Source organism: Tumidithrix elongata BACA0141 (assembly GCF_036349135.1).
Taxonomy (GTDB): Bacteria; Cyanobacteriota; Cyanobacteriia; order Pseudanabaenales; family Pseudanabaenaceae; genus Tumidithrix; species Tumidithrix elongata.
In genome coordinates this window covers 26,166-42,868 of sequence record NZ_JAZBJZ010000041.1, presented here as the reverse complement: position 1 = coordinate 42,868, position 16,703 = coordinate 26,166, and the positions used below count along the sequence as shown (strand labels likewise).

Genomic DNA, 16,703 nt, shown 5'->3' with positions numbered 1-16,703 from the left:
GTTTTAGGCTCTTTTTTTTCTCCACTTTCTCTCCCTGATGAATTATTCAGGCTAGCATCCACCCTAGTTTTCATGGCAAGAATCGTCGCTGTCCTAGACTCATGTGTTTTGTATCCACTTTACGTTAGAGATCTATTGCTCTGTGCTGCTGAAGCAGGATTATATCGACCGGTCTGGTCAGAGAAAATCCTTAATGATGCAACATCTAATCTTGTGAAGGATGGGAGGATGTTGCCAGAAAAAGTTATAAAATTTGAAAATGCCATCAAAAAAGCTTTTCCTGAAGCAATGGTGGATGTACCTGACGAATTAGTGCAAATCATGCGTAACGATCCAGGAGATAGGCATGTTCTAGCTACATCTGTAATTTCTGAGGCAGAAATCATCGTCACAGAAAATGTGAGAGATTTCAAAGAAAGCGATATTGCTCCTTGGGACAAACAAGTGATGAAAGCAGATAAATTCCTAACTTGTTTGTATGAGCTTTTTCCTGAAGAGATGATTGAAACCGTTGGAAGGCAAGCTAATGCAAAGAAAAAACCTCCAACTAGCATTTCTGAACTTTTGATTATTCTTGAGAAGGGTGTACCTAATTTTGTCAATAACATTAGGTTCCATGAAAAGAAGTGGGAGATTGCAGAAGTCATCCGCAATGTTCTTCAATGCTATGGAAGAACATCTTTAGATGGAAGTAAATATCTGCAAGGTAAGACGTATCGCATTTGGGTAAACAAACAATCTGTTGGAATCACTAAAAAGGAGAGTCAAGAAGATATTGATATTTTACATATTTTGGGTTCCAAAGCAACATCTTGTCTCACAATAGAAGATATTCATGTCTTTGAGAGATTGAGCATAGAAATAGAAAATAATGAAACATAACTTGGGGATTGTTACGTTTTAGTTTGCTTTCAATTCTGAGTTTAGAGTGACTGGAGATTTACAAAAGTTTAAAGAGAAGTAGAGGACATAATTCGCTAAACAAAGCAGTCTTAATGCGTGCTCTCCACCCAGAAACAACTAGCGTAGCTTGAATCTCAATTTCTAGTTCAACTTTAATTCGCATATAACCACCTTTCATTTGGCTTACTATCATCAGCAATCGCAGGTCTTCGATCGCACGTATCTCCATGAGTTGCGCGGACAGATTTTGGCTTCGCCTTACTTTTCTGTGAATAATCTCAATCGCGATTTTGTCGATACCAAGGGATTTTCGCTGGTATTCCAGCGATCGCATTTAGCGACAGTCGAGCAGAAGTTTCCTTACTTTATGCCCTATCTGCATCGCGTCATGCAACCCGAATGCAATGCCTTTTATCTCAATCCCCTACTTCTTAGAACTGGTTCGCGGGTAGATCCGCATATCGATCGCTCTCTGCGTTCCTATTGCAAAACCATTGACCCGCCTGCGGTGGTCAGCGTTCTCTATGTCGAAGTTCCCTCAGAGTTAGAAGGTGGAGAACTCGTGCTGCGATCGCACAAACGGCAGGTCGGCAAAATCTGCCCTCAACAGAATAATCTGGTGATTTTTCAAGGAGATTTGACCCATTCGGTGAATGCTGTCAAAAGTTCAGGGAATCGTCTGAGCCTCGTTTGCGAACAATATAATCTCGAAAATATAGAACTACGGCAAATCCCAGAATTCAAACTAGAATCACGCACGATTCGCTAAGTAATTTCGTTATAGGGATCGAGGCTCGGTTTCGCGCCTATTACTGCGAGTAAAACTGTACAGCCTGCGATCGCCTCAAGCCTAACCTATCAAAAAGCGATCGCTACATACCACATCGCTATAAAGCTCATCTGAATGCTTCGATCCGATCCAAATAGACATTAATCAGCTTGCGATCGATTACTAATGATTCAATCTGCGGCCAGACAGTAGCTAAGAATAAATGAAACTCGCGTTTTCGCATATTTCCAAATCGAAGATGTACCACTTTGGGAGGGGATAAATCGACCATCAACCGATCTGAAAAATCTACATCTTTGGTAACAATGATCAAGTTTTTGTCCTTTGCATATTGCCAAATTTGAGAATCGCTCGGACTATCGCCTAATGTTGAAACATGAATGATGGGCAAAGATGGGGTAAATTGAACTTTAGAGGGTAGGTTCTCATCAAATAGAAACCCATTCATGCCACTTTTCTCACTTCGTAGTGGTTTGCCATCAACTTTGCTGCGAATTGCATACAGGCATAAATATCTTCTCTTTTTAGCGATGGATATTCTTCAAGCACTTCTTCAATTGAATCACCTGCACCTAAAAACTCCATAACTGTTTGTACAGTAATTCGAGTATTAGCGATAATCGGTCTTCCGTTGCAAATATCTGGATGGATAGTTATTCGACTAGGGTGACTTAGCATATTTTGCTTCCTCGCTTTCTAAATTTGTGATTATTGCGTTCAGATAGTCCTCATTTAATTGTTTTAAGTGATATCCACTAGGCTTACCTTTTTTTGCTTCAGCTTCTTTCACAATACATTCTTGCAATTGCTTTAACCATTCAATTTCACTAAGCAATTCCTTGTTTTTATCATCTATGGTTTGATAACGATTCTTTAATGTCAAGAAAACAAAACTTTGGTCATCAGGAACCATAGAAAACAACTTACTTGTAAATGAATGTATATCTATCTCCTTAAATATTGGGACTGTATAATAATCCGAATCCACGGCATTATCCCGACAGACCATCTGATAAAACTTAAGTTGATTACTTGCCATAATATCTAACAGTTTTTTTGCATCATTTGGCAAGCTTTTAATTCTTACTGATTCTTGAATAGAGCTGATATAAGAAGAAAGTTGTTTGAATTCTGGTAAATTAAGGCTTGAAAAAACAGTATCGTTATAGTTGTCATGAAACTTGTTATAAAGTAATGATGATTGCGAGGGAGAAACTTTATTAATTCCATTTAAGTAATCAATATAATCTTTTGCACTGTGTAAAAGGTCTTCTTTGCTTTGATTAATAATCCCTTTGTCGGAAAGATCTAAGAAAATCCCAAATACGTGCTTTACTTCTCCAATATCATTATACTTTTTATCTTTATACTCTGTCTCAACTTCTCTTAATAAGTTCTCGAATTTTTCGTCAGAAAGTTTTCTCCAATAATATAGCTTTTGCCAGTTAGGAGTATCCCGATCATCTGGGAAATACTTGCTTAGTATTTTTGTGGCTAATTCTTCTGCATTAATCAAGCCTTTATCGAAAAAATTTTCCCACCAACCTTCACTTGGGAAAACCTTATCTAAATCAAATCTGGAATACAGATCATAGTTTTCTTTAGCTATGTCTTTTATATTGATATCCTTATCAGTCTCATCTGATTTATCTTTATCTGAATTTAGCGAATTACCTAATGTTGCTTTCAATGATAGTCTTGCACACAGAGATTTATACTCTCTCACTAGCTTGCCAATATCACTGGATTTTATTTTTGCACTGCTAATTTCAATGGAAAATAGTATTAGGAATTTTAATATATCTTTTAATATGTCTGGATTTTCTTTAGTTTTTAGAGGGGAACAGACAAAAATTCTCTTTAAATCTAAAATTATATTTCTTAGAGTTCTTAGATTCTCTCGGTTAGCTTTAGTAACATATAGATCTTTTATGAAATCTATATGATCACACAAAAACTTTTCAATAATTGGTTCTCTTACTTCAGATGCAAAGCTTTTTAGTACATTCTCAAAGTCTGGCAATATATTAAAAGTTTTGCTTACTAATTTTTCCTTAAAATCCAGATAATTTGCATTCTTAGAAATCCTGTTTTCATCTGCAAGGATAATTATTTTTAGATTTTGGTGCTCTACAAATTGATTGATATAGCCTAGTAAATTAGAAATTTCGATACTGCAACGTTCCAAATCATCAAAAATTAGAACTCTTTTATTAGTTTCTCTTTTGTTAGAATCTTTTGGTTTTCTAGGAAGATCAGGTATTTTAATATTCCATGATGCTATATTCTTGCCACTACCATCTAGATCTATTTTAAGAGAGCCCTTCAAAAGGCTTTTAATAATGTTACCTGCTATCTTAACTTGCTCAGAACCCCATAAAGGATGTAACTCTTGAAATATGGCTTCATCTATTGCAGAAAGCGTATCTAGTCCATAAAGACTAACGTATAGAAATTTTTTAGATGATATCTGCTCTTTTCTAAAAAAATAACGCCAAGCTTTACCTACAAAATTGACTTTATGCCAAAGTTCCCATAACAAGAGCAAATCCACAGGATCTTTCCATATATCTATTTCTCTGGGGTTGTTCTTTTTGTAGTATTGCTTAATAAACCAAGTCTTCCCAGATCCCCATTCACCTTTTAATAAAACAGCAGACCTTGGCAATTCAGTTGAACAATAGTAGTCCAGATATTCTTCTATGTGGCTATTAATTGATTTTTTGTCTTGACTCATTTCCGTTAAATGTATTGATTAGTTTGATGTATTTGAGTCTGAATAGAATTTAATTAAGCATTTTATTCCCCAAGTTTTTAAACAAATTTAACTCTTTTTCATTTGCCCTATTTAAAAACTTTGGTAGCCAATACATAGCCTTCTTCACCTGCTGTGGTTGCTGAACCAGCTTACTTTCAGGCAAATTAATCACATATCGCATTCCAAGACAAGGAACTAGATACTTCAGCCAAACTTCAATTTCACTGGCATCAGCAGCTTCTAACCCTCTTTCCAGCAAATCCTGAAAATATTTTTTACTTTTGAGCGTAGAATTAGCCACTCTTAGCCCCTCAGCAATATTTTTCTCAAGCAGCACGCAAACGCGCTCAAATAGTTGCTCTTCTGAATCCATAAAGGCAAACCTATTTGTACCGATCAGCCAAAGCCAACATTGCATCTAGCTGAGAATCAATTAATAGGCACTGCTCCCACGTTACCGATCGCTTAATGAAATGTTGGCGATCAGTTTTAGCTACAGCTTGGATCATGGCTTGGAGACTCACAGCTTAATTTGATGATTTTAGCTTAAATTTTAGGTAGTGTAACTATGCGCTCCCTGCGATCACCTTGTTAGTTTGCCCTGAATGAGGGATGGAAGAGATTGAACTTTGGGAAATCCTAGAGTTCAAACTGGAATCACGCACAATGCGATCGCTCTAACGGGCATTAAAAAGTAAAGTTTATGCAACAGTTGTTAAATACTGTAGAGTTTCTCCGAAAATAGGAATAGTCATCGAAAAAGGAGGCTATTTGCTGATGGACTCCGCACAAAAGCTAGAACAACATAGGCTATGGTTACGCACGGCAGGTAAAAATGGTCAACGTTTTACGGCAAAAGCTGCTGACCTCAGCGCAGCCGACCTGAGTTTAGCCGACCTGAGTTTAGCTGACCTCAGCGACACCAATCTCAGCGCAGCCGATCTCTTTAAAGCTAACCTGAGCGAAGCTAGCCTCAATAGCGCCAACCTGAGTAAAGCCAATCTTTGTGAAGCTGACCTGAGTTTAGCCGACCTTAGTAAAGCGAATCTCAAGGGAGCCAACTTGATGAGAGCTAATCTGATGAGAGCTGACCTCAGAGACGCGAACCTCATGGGAGATAACCTCATAAGAGCCGACCTCAGAGAAGATAACCTCTATCGAGCTAATCTTAGTGGGAGCAATCTCAGTAAAGCCAACCTCAGTGGCGCTAACTTCAGCGGTGCCGATCTGAGGGACGCCAACCTCAGTGGTGCGATCGTAAAAAATTCCATTTTCCGATCTAATCTGGGGATCTCTGAAGTGTTAAAGCAGGATTTAATTAGCCGAGGCGCAATCTTTGAGGATGCTTAAGGAAATTCTCCTATAGCTACTACAGTATTGAAAGCAAGATTGAAATATGTGGATATCCCCAATCCACGAAAAATTTATAGGTGAAATTCTTGACAAATTAGAGTCGCCTGCTGATCTTATAGCCATGGGAATCTGTGCCGCAGGTGTGCAACAAGCCGTGATGCTCGACTAAGGCATAAATTTGCTCTGTTTGCTTGGGGCTAGGTCGCCAAGGATCGTTGTTGTCATAGCCATAGAAAGTCTCTACGGCATCAATCCCCAAGGCAGCGGCGGCTGGAATGAGTTCCTCTGGTGTGCGGCGATAGCGAGCAGGGTGTGCCAAAACCGCTAAGCCCCCAGCACGATGCAGTGCGTGAATTACATTAATGGCTTGGTAATCGATGCCAGCGGTGGTGTGACTTTGCAGGTAAGGCTGCATCACCGCATGGTTGGGATCGAAGTTGTAGCCGAGAATATGCACCTCAGTAAACAAAAGGCTGGCATTGACTTCTACCCCCGTCCACAATTGCGGCAGTGCGGCGCCTGAATGCTCGTTTACCTCGGCATGGTTTTTGAGAAACCTTTGAGCAACATGATAGCCAGCAATGGAGTGGTGATCGGTAATGGCTAGATGGGATAGTTGCAGCGCGATCGCTTGTTCCACGAGATCTTCTGGCTGCATCTTGCCGTCAGAATGAACCGTATGTAAGTGAAAATTAAGTGAATTAGGACAGCTATACAGATCGACTGACGCAAAAATTTGTCTCAATCTTTGCGTAGACATGGACTTTAGATGTGGCTGAGTGTGAGCTACCATAAAATATCTCTACAGTTGCCAATTGTTAATCTATCTTAACCCCCTTAACCCTAATTTTACCCAAATTCTTCTTGATAATTGCTCACCAAGTACCCACCCACAACACACTAAGGATTCTGCACTACAGAAATAAGGGAAAATTAAGTGCAAGCTAGACTTTTATAATTGGCTGAATTCTTAATTATAACTGACAAGTTCGTCGCTGGCGATCGGCGTTCAAATCTAGCCACGAATAGGCAAAATGACTCAGGCAATTTAGTTGGGGATAGGCTTGGTGTACCGCTGCGATCTGCTGTTCGAGCGCGAGGCGATCGGGGCTACTTTGTCCCCAATAGCCCATCAAAATCGGGCAGATCGCTTGGCTACCCGTTGCTTTTTCCATAACCAGCGTAATTTCATCAATAATGCAAGATGCATTGCCGCAAGCGGCATAACTCATGGGTGCCCATTCTGAAACATTTGTAAACGCAAACCAAGGTTGCAATCGCGGATCGACACCATTGCCATAGGTAAGGTGTGCCTTGGGGAAAAATACTGCCCCAGTGGAGATCCCTGCCTCATGCGCAGGTTGACTCACGTAGTCAAGAAATTCCACTACGCCCTTTCGAGCGTGAGCGAGTACTAGTTGCCAGAGTTGCCGATCTAGATCCCCACCACTTGTAACGGGTTGCATTTGGGGCGGCAGCTTCCATAGGGGGATATTGGCAGGAATTTTAAGATTGCCGACGCTGCCATTTTTTAAATAGGCAATCATTGCCTCTTGTCCCTGACCGCTGAGAGCTAGCTCAAACAGTTTTTGCAGCGAAGTATCCCCATAGATCATCAGATCTCGCACGTTATTTACCACCGAGCCACTGCGTTGCGGATAGCGAATGTAGTCAAACACAATGCCATCGGGTCGCCGCTGTGCTACGGCTCTAACTAAGGTGCGGAGGTCTTCACGGGCTTGAGTATTGTAAGGATCGACAAATACATGGGATACCCTTGCCTCCTCTGGGATGCTGCGCGGATCTTGCAGATTACTTTCGCCAAAGCCGTTACGCGCGATCGCACTCTGGCGATCGAACCTAGCAGCATAGCTAGGTCCAAAATTCATGGCAAACAGCCAAGCATAGACAGTAATACCACGACGGTGCGCCCCCGCAATCACCTTTGCCAATAGATCGGCGTTACTTGCTTGACTACCCACCACGGAAGGCCAAACCGTAGGGTTATCGCCAAATGGCAACAAGATCCGTCCGTCGTAAAAAACATTCAAATAAATGCGGTTGTAGCCAAAATTAACGGCATTATCTAAAACCTGATCCAGTTGCCGAGCTTGCAGATCGCAGGGATAAACACGCATCCATACCGCCTGCGTATGGAGCCAACTTTGCTGGCGGCATTGTCTTAACTGGTTGGCATGGGCAGTTACGATTTTCTCGTAATCCTCAGCAGCTTGGCGATCGCCCAGTTGAGCTGCTTGTAATAAATTTGCCTTACGGACAATCTGCTGTGGGTCGATACGGCAAAAGGTGTCAGCATGGGCTTCACTGGCTACAACACTCGTTAAATAGAGAAAACCACTACTGGCTAAACCAGCAATCCCTAGGGAGGCACTACAAGCCACTACAGCACGAACGAATCGGGTTAGGAGAGAAGGCAATGTTTTCGTTACTTTAGTCATTACTAGAGATTTTTGGGTTTTCGTCAAATTTTGCAAGGCTGAATTTTAAGCGTCTATAAACTAGACATCAAGAGCGATGCAAGCATTGAACCATTGATATGAGCTTCTAAGGACAAAGTATTAATCAAGACATATATTCTTCAAAATGTTTTAAGATTATGACTAAGCAACTCAATACGACTACAAAAAATTTTAGGAGATATCTCATATGGCTCTTATACCCATGCGGCAGATGCTCGATCATGCAGCAGAGAATGGATATGGTATCGCTGCATATAATGTCAACAACATGGAGCAGGTTAAGGCAATTATGCAAGCTGCGGCAGAAACTGACAGCCCTGTAATTTTGCAAGCCTCCCGTGGAGCACGTAGCTATGCAGGTGATATTTTCTTGAGACACCTGATCTTAGCTGCGGTCGAAACCTATCCTGACATTCCTGTTGCCATGCACCAAGATCACGGCAATAGCGCAGCAACCTGCTACTCAGCTATCAGTAATGGGTTTACGAGCGTAATGATGGACGGCTCTCTCGAAGCAGATGCCAAAACCCCTGCTAGTTATGAATACAACGTGGCTGTCACCAGTGAAGTTGTTAAGGTTGCTCACTCAATTGGGGTCAGTGTCGAAGGCGAACTCGGCTGTCTTGGTTCCTTGGAAACAGGTATGGGTGAAGCCGAAGATGGTCATGGTTTTGAAGGTAAACTCGACCATTCTCAGCTATTGACCGATCCAGCCCAAGCGGTTGACTTTGTCGAAAAAACCCAAGTCGATGCGCTAGCTGTAGCGATCGGTACTAGCCATGGTGCTTACAAATTTACCCGCAAGCCCACTGGCGAAATCTTGGCAATGGATCGCATTGCTGAAATTCACCGTCGTTTGCCTAACACCCACCTAGTTATGCATGGTTCTTCTTCCGTTCCTGAAGATCTGCTGCAACTGATCAACCAATATGGTGGTGCAATTCGCGAAACCTATGGCGTACCTGTCGAAGAAATTCAACGCGGTATCAAGAGCGGTGTTCGTAAGATCAATATCGACACTGACCTCCGTTTGGCAATTACAGGCGCTGTACGTGAAGCATTAGCAGCAAATCCTGCTGAATTCGATCCTCGTCACTTCCTCAAGCCATCGATCAAATACGCTCAAAAGGTATGTAGCGATCGCTATATCTCCTTTGGTAGTGCAGGTCATGGCAGCAAGATCAAGCCTGCGACATTGGCTGTCTATGCTACGAAGTACGCTAAGGGCGACTTAAATCAAGTCACTCGCGAAGTTGCCAATGCATAGATTTCTCGGACTCAGATAGTAGTTAATTTCATCGAATTGACTGCTTAAACCTGCCGTAGAGATATACAATTTGAGGAAGATTAGAGGGAAATCGATAGGTCTCTAATCTTCCTTTTTGCTTTTGTCGGCTCTACGATTAGCCCGCAATAGGAGCCATCAATGGTTTTAACGACTATGGGTTCAACGACGAGTTCAGAATATCCATCGTTGCTGCAACGAGCGATCGCCATTGCCACGAAAGCCCATGAGGGACAAGTGGATAAGGCAGGCAAGCCCTATCTCGATCATCCCTTGCTTGTAATGGAGCAAGTGAATTCTTTAGAGGAGAAAATCGTAGCGGTTCTGCATGATGCGATCGAAGATTCTGATCTCACGTTTGAGAATCTCAGAAGTGAAGGATTTCCTGAGGTTCTCATAGAAGCGATCGCGGCAATTACCAAAATAAAAGGCGAAACTTACGAAGCTTACTTAGAGCGCGTGATTGCGAACCCGATCGCCTTGCGGGTCAAGATTGCCGATGTCACCCATAACCTCGATCTCGGGCGCATCGCCCATCCGACTGAAGTGGATTTTCAACGCATTGAGAAGTATAAAAAAGTTTTGAGCAAACTTCGCGCGGCGTTACAGTAATTTGCGATCGCTAATCCTTCCCTTAAACCCATAAAGACCGTTTGCCTATATAGGCAAACGGTCTTTATGGATGTACCAATTGAGATGACTAAGACTATTATGCGTTTGCAGCCAAATGCTCGCTTAAGGGGCGAATGCTTACAATTGTGCCACCAGCACGAGTGATGCTCTGCATTTGCTCGTTCATGCGGTTGTAAGGCACGTTCACGAAAACACTGCCACTGTTACGAATTTGAAAGTTATTGTTTTCTGTTTGCTGATTTTGACGCAATCCTGTCACTTCGTAGACAAAGATACGATTATCTGCGGTAGAGGTAGAGCTTATCATAAATACAGATCTTCCAAGTATCAAGTAAAAAAGTTAAAAATGCTGAGATCTCCTACGAGTTCTTAGCAATTAGCAATACCGATCGCCAAGAACTCGTAAGAGGGTTTTATTAGGCAATGGTTACACTTGCAACTTTGCCACCTAGTTTCTTAATCTGCTGGAGCGTAGGTGTTAATTGCTCGTAAGGAACAATAAACTCTTTGTTGCTACGGCGTACTTTAGGATATCTGGGCAGAGAAATTCCTGACACTTCAATCCGGTAGAGACGATCGGTGGAACCTACAGAAGTGCGACCAAAGACATGGTTAGGCATGACACCTTGCTTAGAGGGACGGTAAGCCCATCCTTCACTGCCACCAGAAGCACCGACGATCGCAGAAGCACTATTTTGGGCAAGCTCAGCCGCTAGGCGAGAACTGTTTCCTTCAACTTGCGAGCGATCGCTGTTGGCATAGCCGCGATAGAGGCGAAATATCCGAGAAAAGGCAGTACCAGTTTGACCGACTTGGTACTCAAAGGCGCGGTAGTAAGGCACAATCGCATCGCCAAAGTTTGCTTCGTATTCGGCAGAGTCGATATAGGAATCGATATCTGCATCAAAGCCCTCATTCTGATAGCGATCTAGATGCTCAATTACTTCAGCTTCACTATTGGGTGCGCGTCCCAATAAGTGCTTGAAGTTTAATTCGATGACACGAGTTTGGAAATTTGGATAGAGAAATTTGGTTTTGTACAAGTCTGACTTGGCAACAGCACGGACAAAATCACGCACGGTGATTTGACCATTCTTCAGCAAAGACTCAGGACCGACCAAACGCTCCACTGCCATGATATAGTCATTTCCCAATACATGCCGATAAACCGCATTAATCACGACTTGGGCATCCTCAGGCGTCCAGTTTGGACGGAGTTCAGTTGGGCTGCTATTGCTAAAAGCACTAGTTCCCAGGCGGGAAGCAGCATTTGTAATCACCACAGGCTATTCTCCTTTCTTATTTAAACTTAACTCAGGACAAACTCGAAGCGCTACTTGAGAAACTTCTTTGCCCTGAGTTAAGTGATTGAAATTCTCAATGGTTCGGTGCAGAACGTGTTAGGCAGGAGAAACCTGCGTAATGCGACTGCCACGTTGGGTTAACCTTTGCATTGTAGGTGTGAGTTGGTCGTAAGGAACCAAACACTCACTTACACTACGACGGATTTGAGTAGTCCGTCCGCGATCGGCTTGAGTAAATTGCACCCGATAAATTTGGCCGCGATCGCCGCCGGTTCCACCAGCTAGACCTTTACCAAAGCTTGGAGTGCGAATTGCGTTCGCTGAATTATGAGCGAGATCGCTGGTCAGCCAAGTCGATTTGTTTTTGCCTTGAGCGCGATCGCTATTGGCATAACCACGATAAAGCTGAAACATGCGATTGAAACTCACGGTTTTTTGACCGCGTAGAGTCTCAAATCCTCGGAAATAGGGAACAGTCGCTTCGCCAAAGTTTTCTTGATATTCTAGTGAATCAAAGTAGGAATTTATCTCTGCTTCGTATCCTTTTTCAATATAGAGATTGACGTGATAGCTAATCTCCGCTTCATCAATAGGAGCGCGACCCAAAAGATGTTTATAATTTAATTCAATAAATCGAACTTGGGGAGTTGAAGAAAAAAACTTTGTCCGATAAAGTTCTGACTGAGCTAAAGCTCTGACAAAACCTTGAACGGTGATTATACCCCTAGTCAGCTGAGACTCAGCGCTGATTAAGCGTTCTGACTTCATAATATGGTCGTTGCCGAAAACCTGCCGATAGGCAGCAGCAATAACACTCTTAACATCAGAATCACTCCAACCTGCACGCAGTTCAACTGGAGATGCACTGGCAAACGGCTCAAATCCCAACTGTACAGCTGACATTGAACTTGTCATATCTGAGCTCCTTAATAGTTGAAAGGAAACAATATGCCCAGAACTCTAGAACATTGCAGATATATCGAAACCTTCTGTTAAGAAGTCGAGCACCAACAAGATTCTATTGTTCTGGGCGAGAAGTAACCCTTAGCTTAGGGCGTTGATAGCGTAGTCGATGTAGGCGTTAGCTTCCAAGCCTGCATCTCCAGAGATACCATGACCAGCTTTAACTGACTTCAGAGCTTCTACATACCAGCTAGGAGACAATTCAAAGGTAGCGTTGATTTCAGCTAGACCGCTGATGAGGTAGTCATCCATAGGACCTGTGCTGCCAGCAATTAGGCAGTAGGAGATCATGCGGATGTAGTAACCGATGTCACGAGCGCACTTTGCTTTACCGCGAGGGGTAGAAGCATAGTTGTCACCAGACATAGAAGTGGTGTAAGGGAATTTTGAGTAAACTGCGTTTGCAGCTGCATCAGCTAGGCTTTGTGCCTTGCTGCTCAAAACTTTAGCAGCATCAAGGGCAGCGGAAGCCGTGCGAAGGCGACCATAAGCGGTTTGCATTTCGGTTGTGCTGAGAAAGCGTCCTTGAGAATCTGCTGCTGATACCGCTTCGGTTAAAGTGGTTTTCATACCCTAATTGTCCTCTTAATTGTAAAAATAAAAAGTAGTGAATTTTTAAATGCAGTGAATTGCAAGCAATTCAGGAAATTGACTTCAGGTTGAGTCAACTAATGATTAGCCGACAGCTGCTGCTGCGCGATCGAAGTAACCAGCTACTTCAGCCATCAAGGAGCTGCAGTCGCCACGAGTGATGCCGTTGGTGTCGTTAGCAATAGCGAGTGCTGCGTCTTTCATTTTGGCAACGCCTGCTGCTACTGAACCACCGGGTACGCCCAATGCACTGTAGGTTTCGCGCAAACCGTTGAGGCAACGATCGTCAAGAACGCTGGAATCTCCAGTGAAGATTGCATAGGTAACATAGCGAAGAACGATTTCCATGTCACGCAAGCAAGCTGCCATACGACGATGGGTGTAAGCGTTACCACCTGGTGCGATCAACTGAGGCTGTTCGTCGAACAAAGAACGAGCTGCGTTAGCAACAATTGCCGATGAGTTAGCAGTAATGCGGTTTACAGTGTCCATGCGCTTGTTGCCATCTGCAACCATTGCTTTCAACGCATCGATTTGAGCATCGCTAACAAAAGCACCACGAGTATCTGCCTGAGCAACCACTTTAGTAAAAGCGTCTAGCATTAATAAATCTCCTGTTTTGACATGAATTAAGAAGGGATTCCAAGCCAAGCTGTTGATTTGGATATTGAGCTAAGAGATTTAGCGAACGATGCAGACGACCGTTTGCGAATTACTTCGCGATGGGAAAGAACTAATTAGCTTAGTCCTAACATTGCCTGATGGTTCAGCACAACCAATTACAAAGCTCGATAAATTAATATAAAAATTATTAATGTTAAATATCCATCACAAATAGATTTCAAAGACTCATTAGATGTTTCATCTAATTAACCTAAGTAACCTAACCCTTGACTGTCAAAGTTTTGGGTTCAGTGGCTTCTGGATTAATGCTGATTAAAGCAAGCTATTTGTGCAAACTTTGTGCAAATTTAAGTACTTCCACGATTTAAATAATTAAATAATATTAAGAAGAGCCTCTACCTTTTGTGTATCAATCGCTTCAGATATTTTTGAATTGATTTATTCTGTTAACGTATCTTCGCATTTGGTTTCACTTCTTAACACTTTAAGGATGGCTCTTTGAGCTGACTGAGAATAAATACCTACATACTGCCAAGTCTCAATGCTTTATTACTTCATTCCTCAAACAAAGGTTTCGATAGCGAGAGTCAGCCAAAACATTCTGTCGAAATCTCTAGGCAACATAGTCAAAGAGCATAGTATTCATGTAACGTTCAGCCCATTCCACGCCAAATGACTTTTCTAAAACTCGGCGAGTCTTATCATTCTTTTGTTGCTTTTGGCAATAATACCGTTGTCCTGCAAGGACTCCATCGATTTCAAGTTTTGCGGTCAAAGGTGTTGTAGCGATCGCCAGTTGACAATGCAAGGTTAAAAAGGCGCGCACGCGCGATAAAAAAGTTTTTTCTTCTTCTCCGACTGGACGCACAAACAGACAGAACTCCGAAAAGATATCTCCCCACTCTGGCAAGTCACGCGGTTGGGAGAAGGCTGCTGTTGGGAGATTTGACAGGGCATCATGGTAACTCTGAGGTAAGGTGCGATCGGAATGAATGGGGGATAGATCGGCGATCGCGGCACTGATGCCAGCTTTCCCACCCACTAAATCCGCCCCAAAGATTGGAATCGCATATTCAGGATTAGGAAACATGACGCAGTGCAAAATATCTAATCCATTCCCAACTTTAGCGAGTTCTAAATGAAGTTTGCGAAACTGAGGTGTCTGATAGCAATGATTTTCAATCACTAATCGTTCTCCTTCCAGAGAACCCTCAATGTATCCTAAATCCCCTGGAACTTGGTAGGGAGATAACTCTAGGTATTCCCTCCACACATCTTCAATACAGTTGGCTAAATGATGAATCAGAGGATATTGTTGTTCGCGCAGTGAAGATTGCATAGATGGAGCCATGCGTTTTTATCCTTTTATTTTTAAAGACAGCATTGTTACTTTACACTGACTTATGGTCTATTCAAAATCTGTGCGATCGAGAAATAATGTGAAAATATAGTTGAGAATCAGTACGATTCTACCCACGCACTCACACGCTTCAGACGATTGAGAATTCGATTTGCAAGGTCTTTTCCCACGACAGGTTTGCACAAATAGTCATCAGCACCAGCACTGAAGGCGAGGTTTTGCGTGTTCATGTCCGTCATGATACTTAAAAATAAAACAGGTAAGCGCCGCCAAGTTAAATTGTTTCTTAGAGCTTGGCAAAGTTCAATTCCATTAATCTGAGGCATATTTACATCTAACACCAATACGTCAGGCGACATTGCTTCTAACACAGACCAAAATTCCAATGGATCTGCCAAGGTTGTCACGCTAAATCCCCAGGGTTCTAGGAGTTGCGGCAGCGATCGTAGGTATTCAATATCGTCATCCACAATCATGACCTTGGTTCCCATGTTAGAATCGCCTACTGGAGATGATGAGGGAGCGATGGAAGCGATCGCTGCGGCAGGCGCATGATGAATCGAGTTGGTGTTTTGAATTGCCTGCTCTAAGGCAAGGAGTAAAGCTGACAGCATTTCTACTCTTTGCACAGGCATGGGTAGCTGACTCCCTAGCAAACCTTCCAATTGATGGGCCAGTTGCATTCCTAGCGTTAACCCGAGTGTGCCTAGAGTGCCTGCCAGTTTATGAGCTGTTTGTTGCGCTTGAGTTTGTAGTTGTTGGTTACATGTACCAGACTGTAACGATTGCAGCACATGTAAGAGTATCCCCAATTGCTCTAGGCATTGAGACTTGCTTGTGCTCCAAAGCTGATTTAGGAATGCCAAATATTGCGCCTGCTGCTCAGAGGAGCGATCGCCGATGATTCCTGTGACTTCACTTAGAGGATTTAGCGGTTCCATCTCCGAAGATGTCGTAACCTCAGACGGGTCTTCCCCTTGCGGTTCCTGTGCTTTTAGGCAATAGCCACGACCATGAACAGTGGTGATGAAATCTGCTGGAGCGCCCACTGCTACTAGTTTTTGCCGTAACCGTCGAATATGCGATCGCACGGTTGCTTCAGATGGAAATTCATCCGATGACCATAGGCGATCGAGAATCTCATCCGCACTAAGTAAATGCTGGCTGTCTCGCATCATGAGTTCTAATAATTCATACTCTTTATTCGTAAGCGTGAGGGGTTGACTATTGTAGGAAACTTCACAGGTACTGGGATTGAGGAGTAAATCGCCCCAAGTGAGTAGAGGGAAAGAATTTACTTGACTCCGACGCAGCAATGCCCGAATGCGAGCGATTAGTTCTGGAGCATCAAACGGCTTGACTACATAGTCATCTGCACCTGCATCTAGTCCATTTACCTTAGCCGTACAGGAATTTTGAGCCGTAAGCAGAAGAATTGGCGTTGTATATCCTTCTGCCCGAAAACGTTGACACAAACGAATACCATCTAACTTAGGTAACATGATGTCTAAGAGAATCAGGTCATACTCAAACGTTGCCCCATAGGTCCAACCCGTTTCGCCATCTTTCACAACATCGACAATATAGTGCTGTGCTGTCAGACTCTTTGTTAATACGGTAATTAGTACCTCATCGTCCTCTACGAGCAATATCTTCATA

18 protein-coding genes are annotated in these 16,703 nt (G+C 42.8%); 5 read left to right on the top strand and 13 right to left on the bottom strand.

Annotated elements, in window-relative coordinates; translation table 11 throughout:
• Positions 1-882: PIN domain-containing protein (locus V2H45_RS11840; RefSeq protein WP_330483860.1), on the top strand; the 882-nt coding region annotated here is incomplete at its 5' end.
• A 199-nt stretch (positions 883-1,081) separates the two neighbouring features.
• On the top strand, positions 1,082-1,672 hold the full coding sequence (locus V2H45_RS11835; protein WP_330483859.1) for a 2OG-Fe(II) oxygenase: 591 nt from the start codon (positions 1,082-1,084) through the stop codon (positions 1,670-1,672).
• A gap of 127 nt (positions 1,673-1,799) precedes the next feature.
• Here V2H45_RS11835 and V2H45_RS11830 read toward each other — a convergent pair whose 3' ends face one another.
• The 4 genes from V2H45_RS11830 to V2H45_RS11815 are packed head-to-tail and all read right to left on the bottom strand — an operon-like array spanning position 1,800 to position 4,824.
• Positions 1,800-2,141 carry a DUF5615 family PIN-like protein gene (locus V2H45_RS11830; protein ID WP_330483858.1) on the bottom strand — a complete coding sequence of 114 codons (342 nt, stop codon included), beginning with the start codon at positions 2,139-2,141 and terminating at the stop codon, positions 1,800-1,802.
• The gene (locus V2H45_RS11825) at positions 2,138-2,371 is read right to left on the bottom strand and encodes a DUF433 domain-containing protein (RefSeq protein ID WP_330483857.1); all 234 of its coding nucleotides are present in this window, start codon (positions 2,369-2,371) and stop codon (positions 2,138-2,140) included. Before V2H45_RS11825 ends, V2H45_RS11830 begins: the two co-directional genes overlap by 4 nt.
• Positions 2,355-4,430 carry a P-loop NTPase fold protein gene (locus V2H45_RS11820; RefSeq protein ID WP_330483856.1) on the bottom strand — a complete coding sequence of 692 codons (2,076 nt, stop codon included), beginning with the start codon at positions 4,428-4,430 and terminating at the stop codon, positions 2,355-2,357. The genes V2H45_RS11825 and V2H45_RS11820 overlap by 17 nt, the downstream gene beginning before the upstream one ends.
• Positions 4,431-4,479: 49 nt before the next feature.
• Complete coding sequence (locus V2H45_RS11815; protein ID WP_330483855.1) at positions 4,480-4,824, bottom strand: hypothetical protein; 345 nt, start codon at positions 4,822-4,824, stop codon at positions 4,480-4,482.
• 404 nt (positions 4,825-5,228) lie between these two features.
• Here V2H45_RS11815 and V2H45_RS11810 point away from each other — a divergent pair, with 404 nt between their 5' ends.
• On the top strand, positions 5,229-5,801 hold the full coding sequence (locus V2H45_RS11810; RefSeq protein ID WP_330483854.1) for a pentapeptide repeat-containing protein: 573 nt from the start codon (positions 5,229-5,231) through the stop codon (positions 5,799-5,801).
• Between the two features lie 97 nt (positions 5,802-5,898).
• Here V2H45_RS11810 and V2H45_RS11805 read toward each other — a convergent pair whose 3' ends face one another.
• Both V2H45_RS11805 and V2H45_RS11800 read right to left on the bottom strand, forming a co-directional pair.
• Positions 5,899-6,564 (bottom strand): PHP domain-containing protein, encoded by a 666-nt coding sequence (locus V2H45_RS11805; RefSeq protein ID WP_330483853.1) that lies wholly within the window; start codon positions 6,562-6,564, stop codon positions 5,899-5,901.
• Between the two features lie 214 nt (positions 6,565-6,778).
• Positions 6,779-8,263 carry a family 10 glycosylhydrolase gene (locus tag V2H45_RS11800; protein WP_330483852.1) on the bottom strand — a complete coding sequence of 495 codons (1,485 nt, stop codon included), beginning with the start codon at positions 8,261-8,263 and terminating at the stop codon, positions 6,779-6,781.
• Between the two features lie 208 nt (positions 8,264-8,471).
• Between V2H45_RS11800 and fba the strand changes: the two genes are divergently transcribed.
• Positions 8,472-9,551, top strand: coding sequence for a class II fructose-bisphosphate aldolase (gene fba, locus V2H45_RS11795; protein WP_330483851.1), 1,080 nt, complete (start codon positions 8,472-8,474; stop codon positions 9,549-9,551).
• Between the two features lie 159 nt (positions 9,552-9,710).
• Entirely contained in the window at positions 9,711-10,181 is a 471-nt protein-coding gene (locus tag V2H45_RS11790; protein ID WP_330483850.1) for a GTP pyrophosphokinase, read from the top strand.
• A gap of 97 nt (positions 10,182-10,278) precedes the next feature.
• Here the strand turns inward: V2H45_RS11790 and V2H45_RS11785 are convergent, their stop codons facing one another.
• The 7 genes from V2H45_RS11785 to V2H45_RS11755 form a co-directional block, all read right to left on the bottom strand.
• Positions 10,279-10,509 carry a phycobilisome linker polypeptide gene (locus tag V2H45_RS11785; protein ID WP_330483849.1) on the bottom strand — a complete coding sequence of 77 codons (231 nt, stop codon included), beginning with the start codon at positions 10,507-10,509 and terminating at the stop codon, positions 10,279-10,281.
• A 109-nt stretch (positions 10,510-10,618) separates the two neighbouring features.
• Positions 10,619-11,485, bottom strand: a complete 867-nt coding sequence (locus V2H45_RS11780; protein WP_330483848.1) for a phycobilisome linker polypeptide — start codon at positions 11,483-11,485, stop codon at positions 10,619-10,621.
• A 117-nt stretch (positions 11,486-11,602) separates the two neighbouring features.
• Positions 11,603-12,421, bottom strand: coding sequence for a phycobilisome linker polypeptide (locus V2H45_RS11775; RefSeq protein WP_330483847.1), 819 nt, complete (start codon positions 12,419-12,421; stop codon positions 11,603-11,605).
• 129 nt (positions 12,422-12,550) lie between these two features.
• Positions 12,551-13,039 (bottom strand): phycocyanin subunit alpha, encoded by a 489-nt coding sequence (locus V2H45_RS11770; protein ID WP_330483846.1) that lies wholly within the window; start codon positions 13,037-13,039, stop codon positions 12,551-12,553.
• 105 nt (positions 13,040-13,144) lie between these two features.
• Complete coding sequence (locus tag V2H45_RS11765; protein WP_330483861.1) at positions 13,145-13,663, bottom strand: phycocyanin subunit beta; 519 nt, start codon at positions 13,661-13,663, stop codon at positions 13,145-13,147.
• A 634-nt stretch (positions 13,664-14,297) separates the two neighbouring features.
• Positions 14,298-15,035, bottom strand: a complete 738-nt coding sequence (locus tag V2H45_RS11760; RefSeq protein ID WP_330483845.1) for a phycocyanobilin:ferredoxin oxidoreductase — start codon at positions 15,033-15,035, stop codon at positions 14,298-14,300.
• A gap of 107 nt (positions 15,036-15,142) precedes the next feature.
• The gene (locus tag V2H45_RS11755; RefSeq protein ID WP_330483844.1) at positions 15,143-16,702 is read right to left on the bottom strand and encodes a response regulator; all 1,560 of its coding nucleotides are present in this window, start codon (positions 16,700-16,702) and stop codon (positions 15,143-15,145) included.
• Position 16,703: the final 1 nt, after the last annotated feature.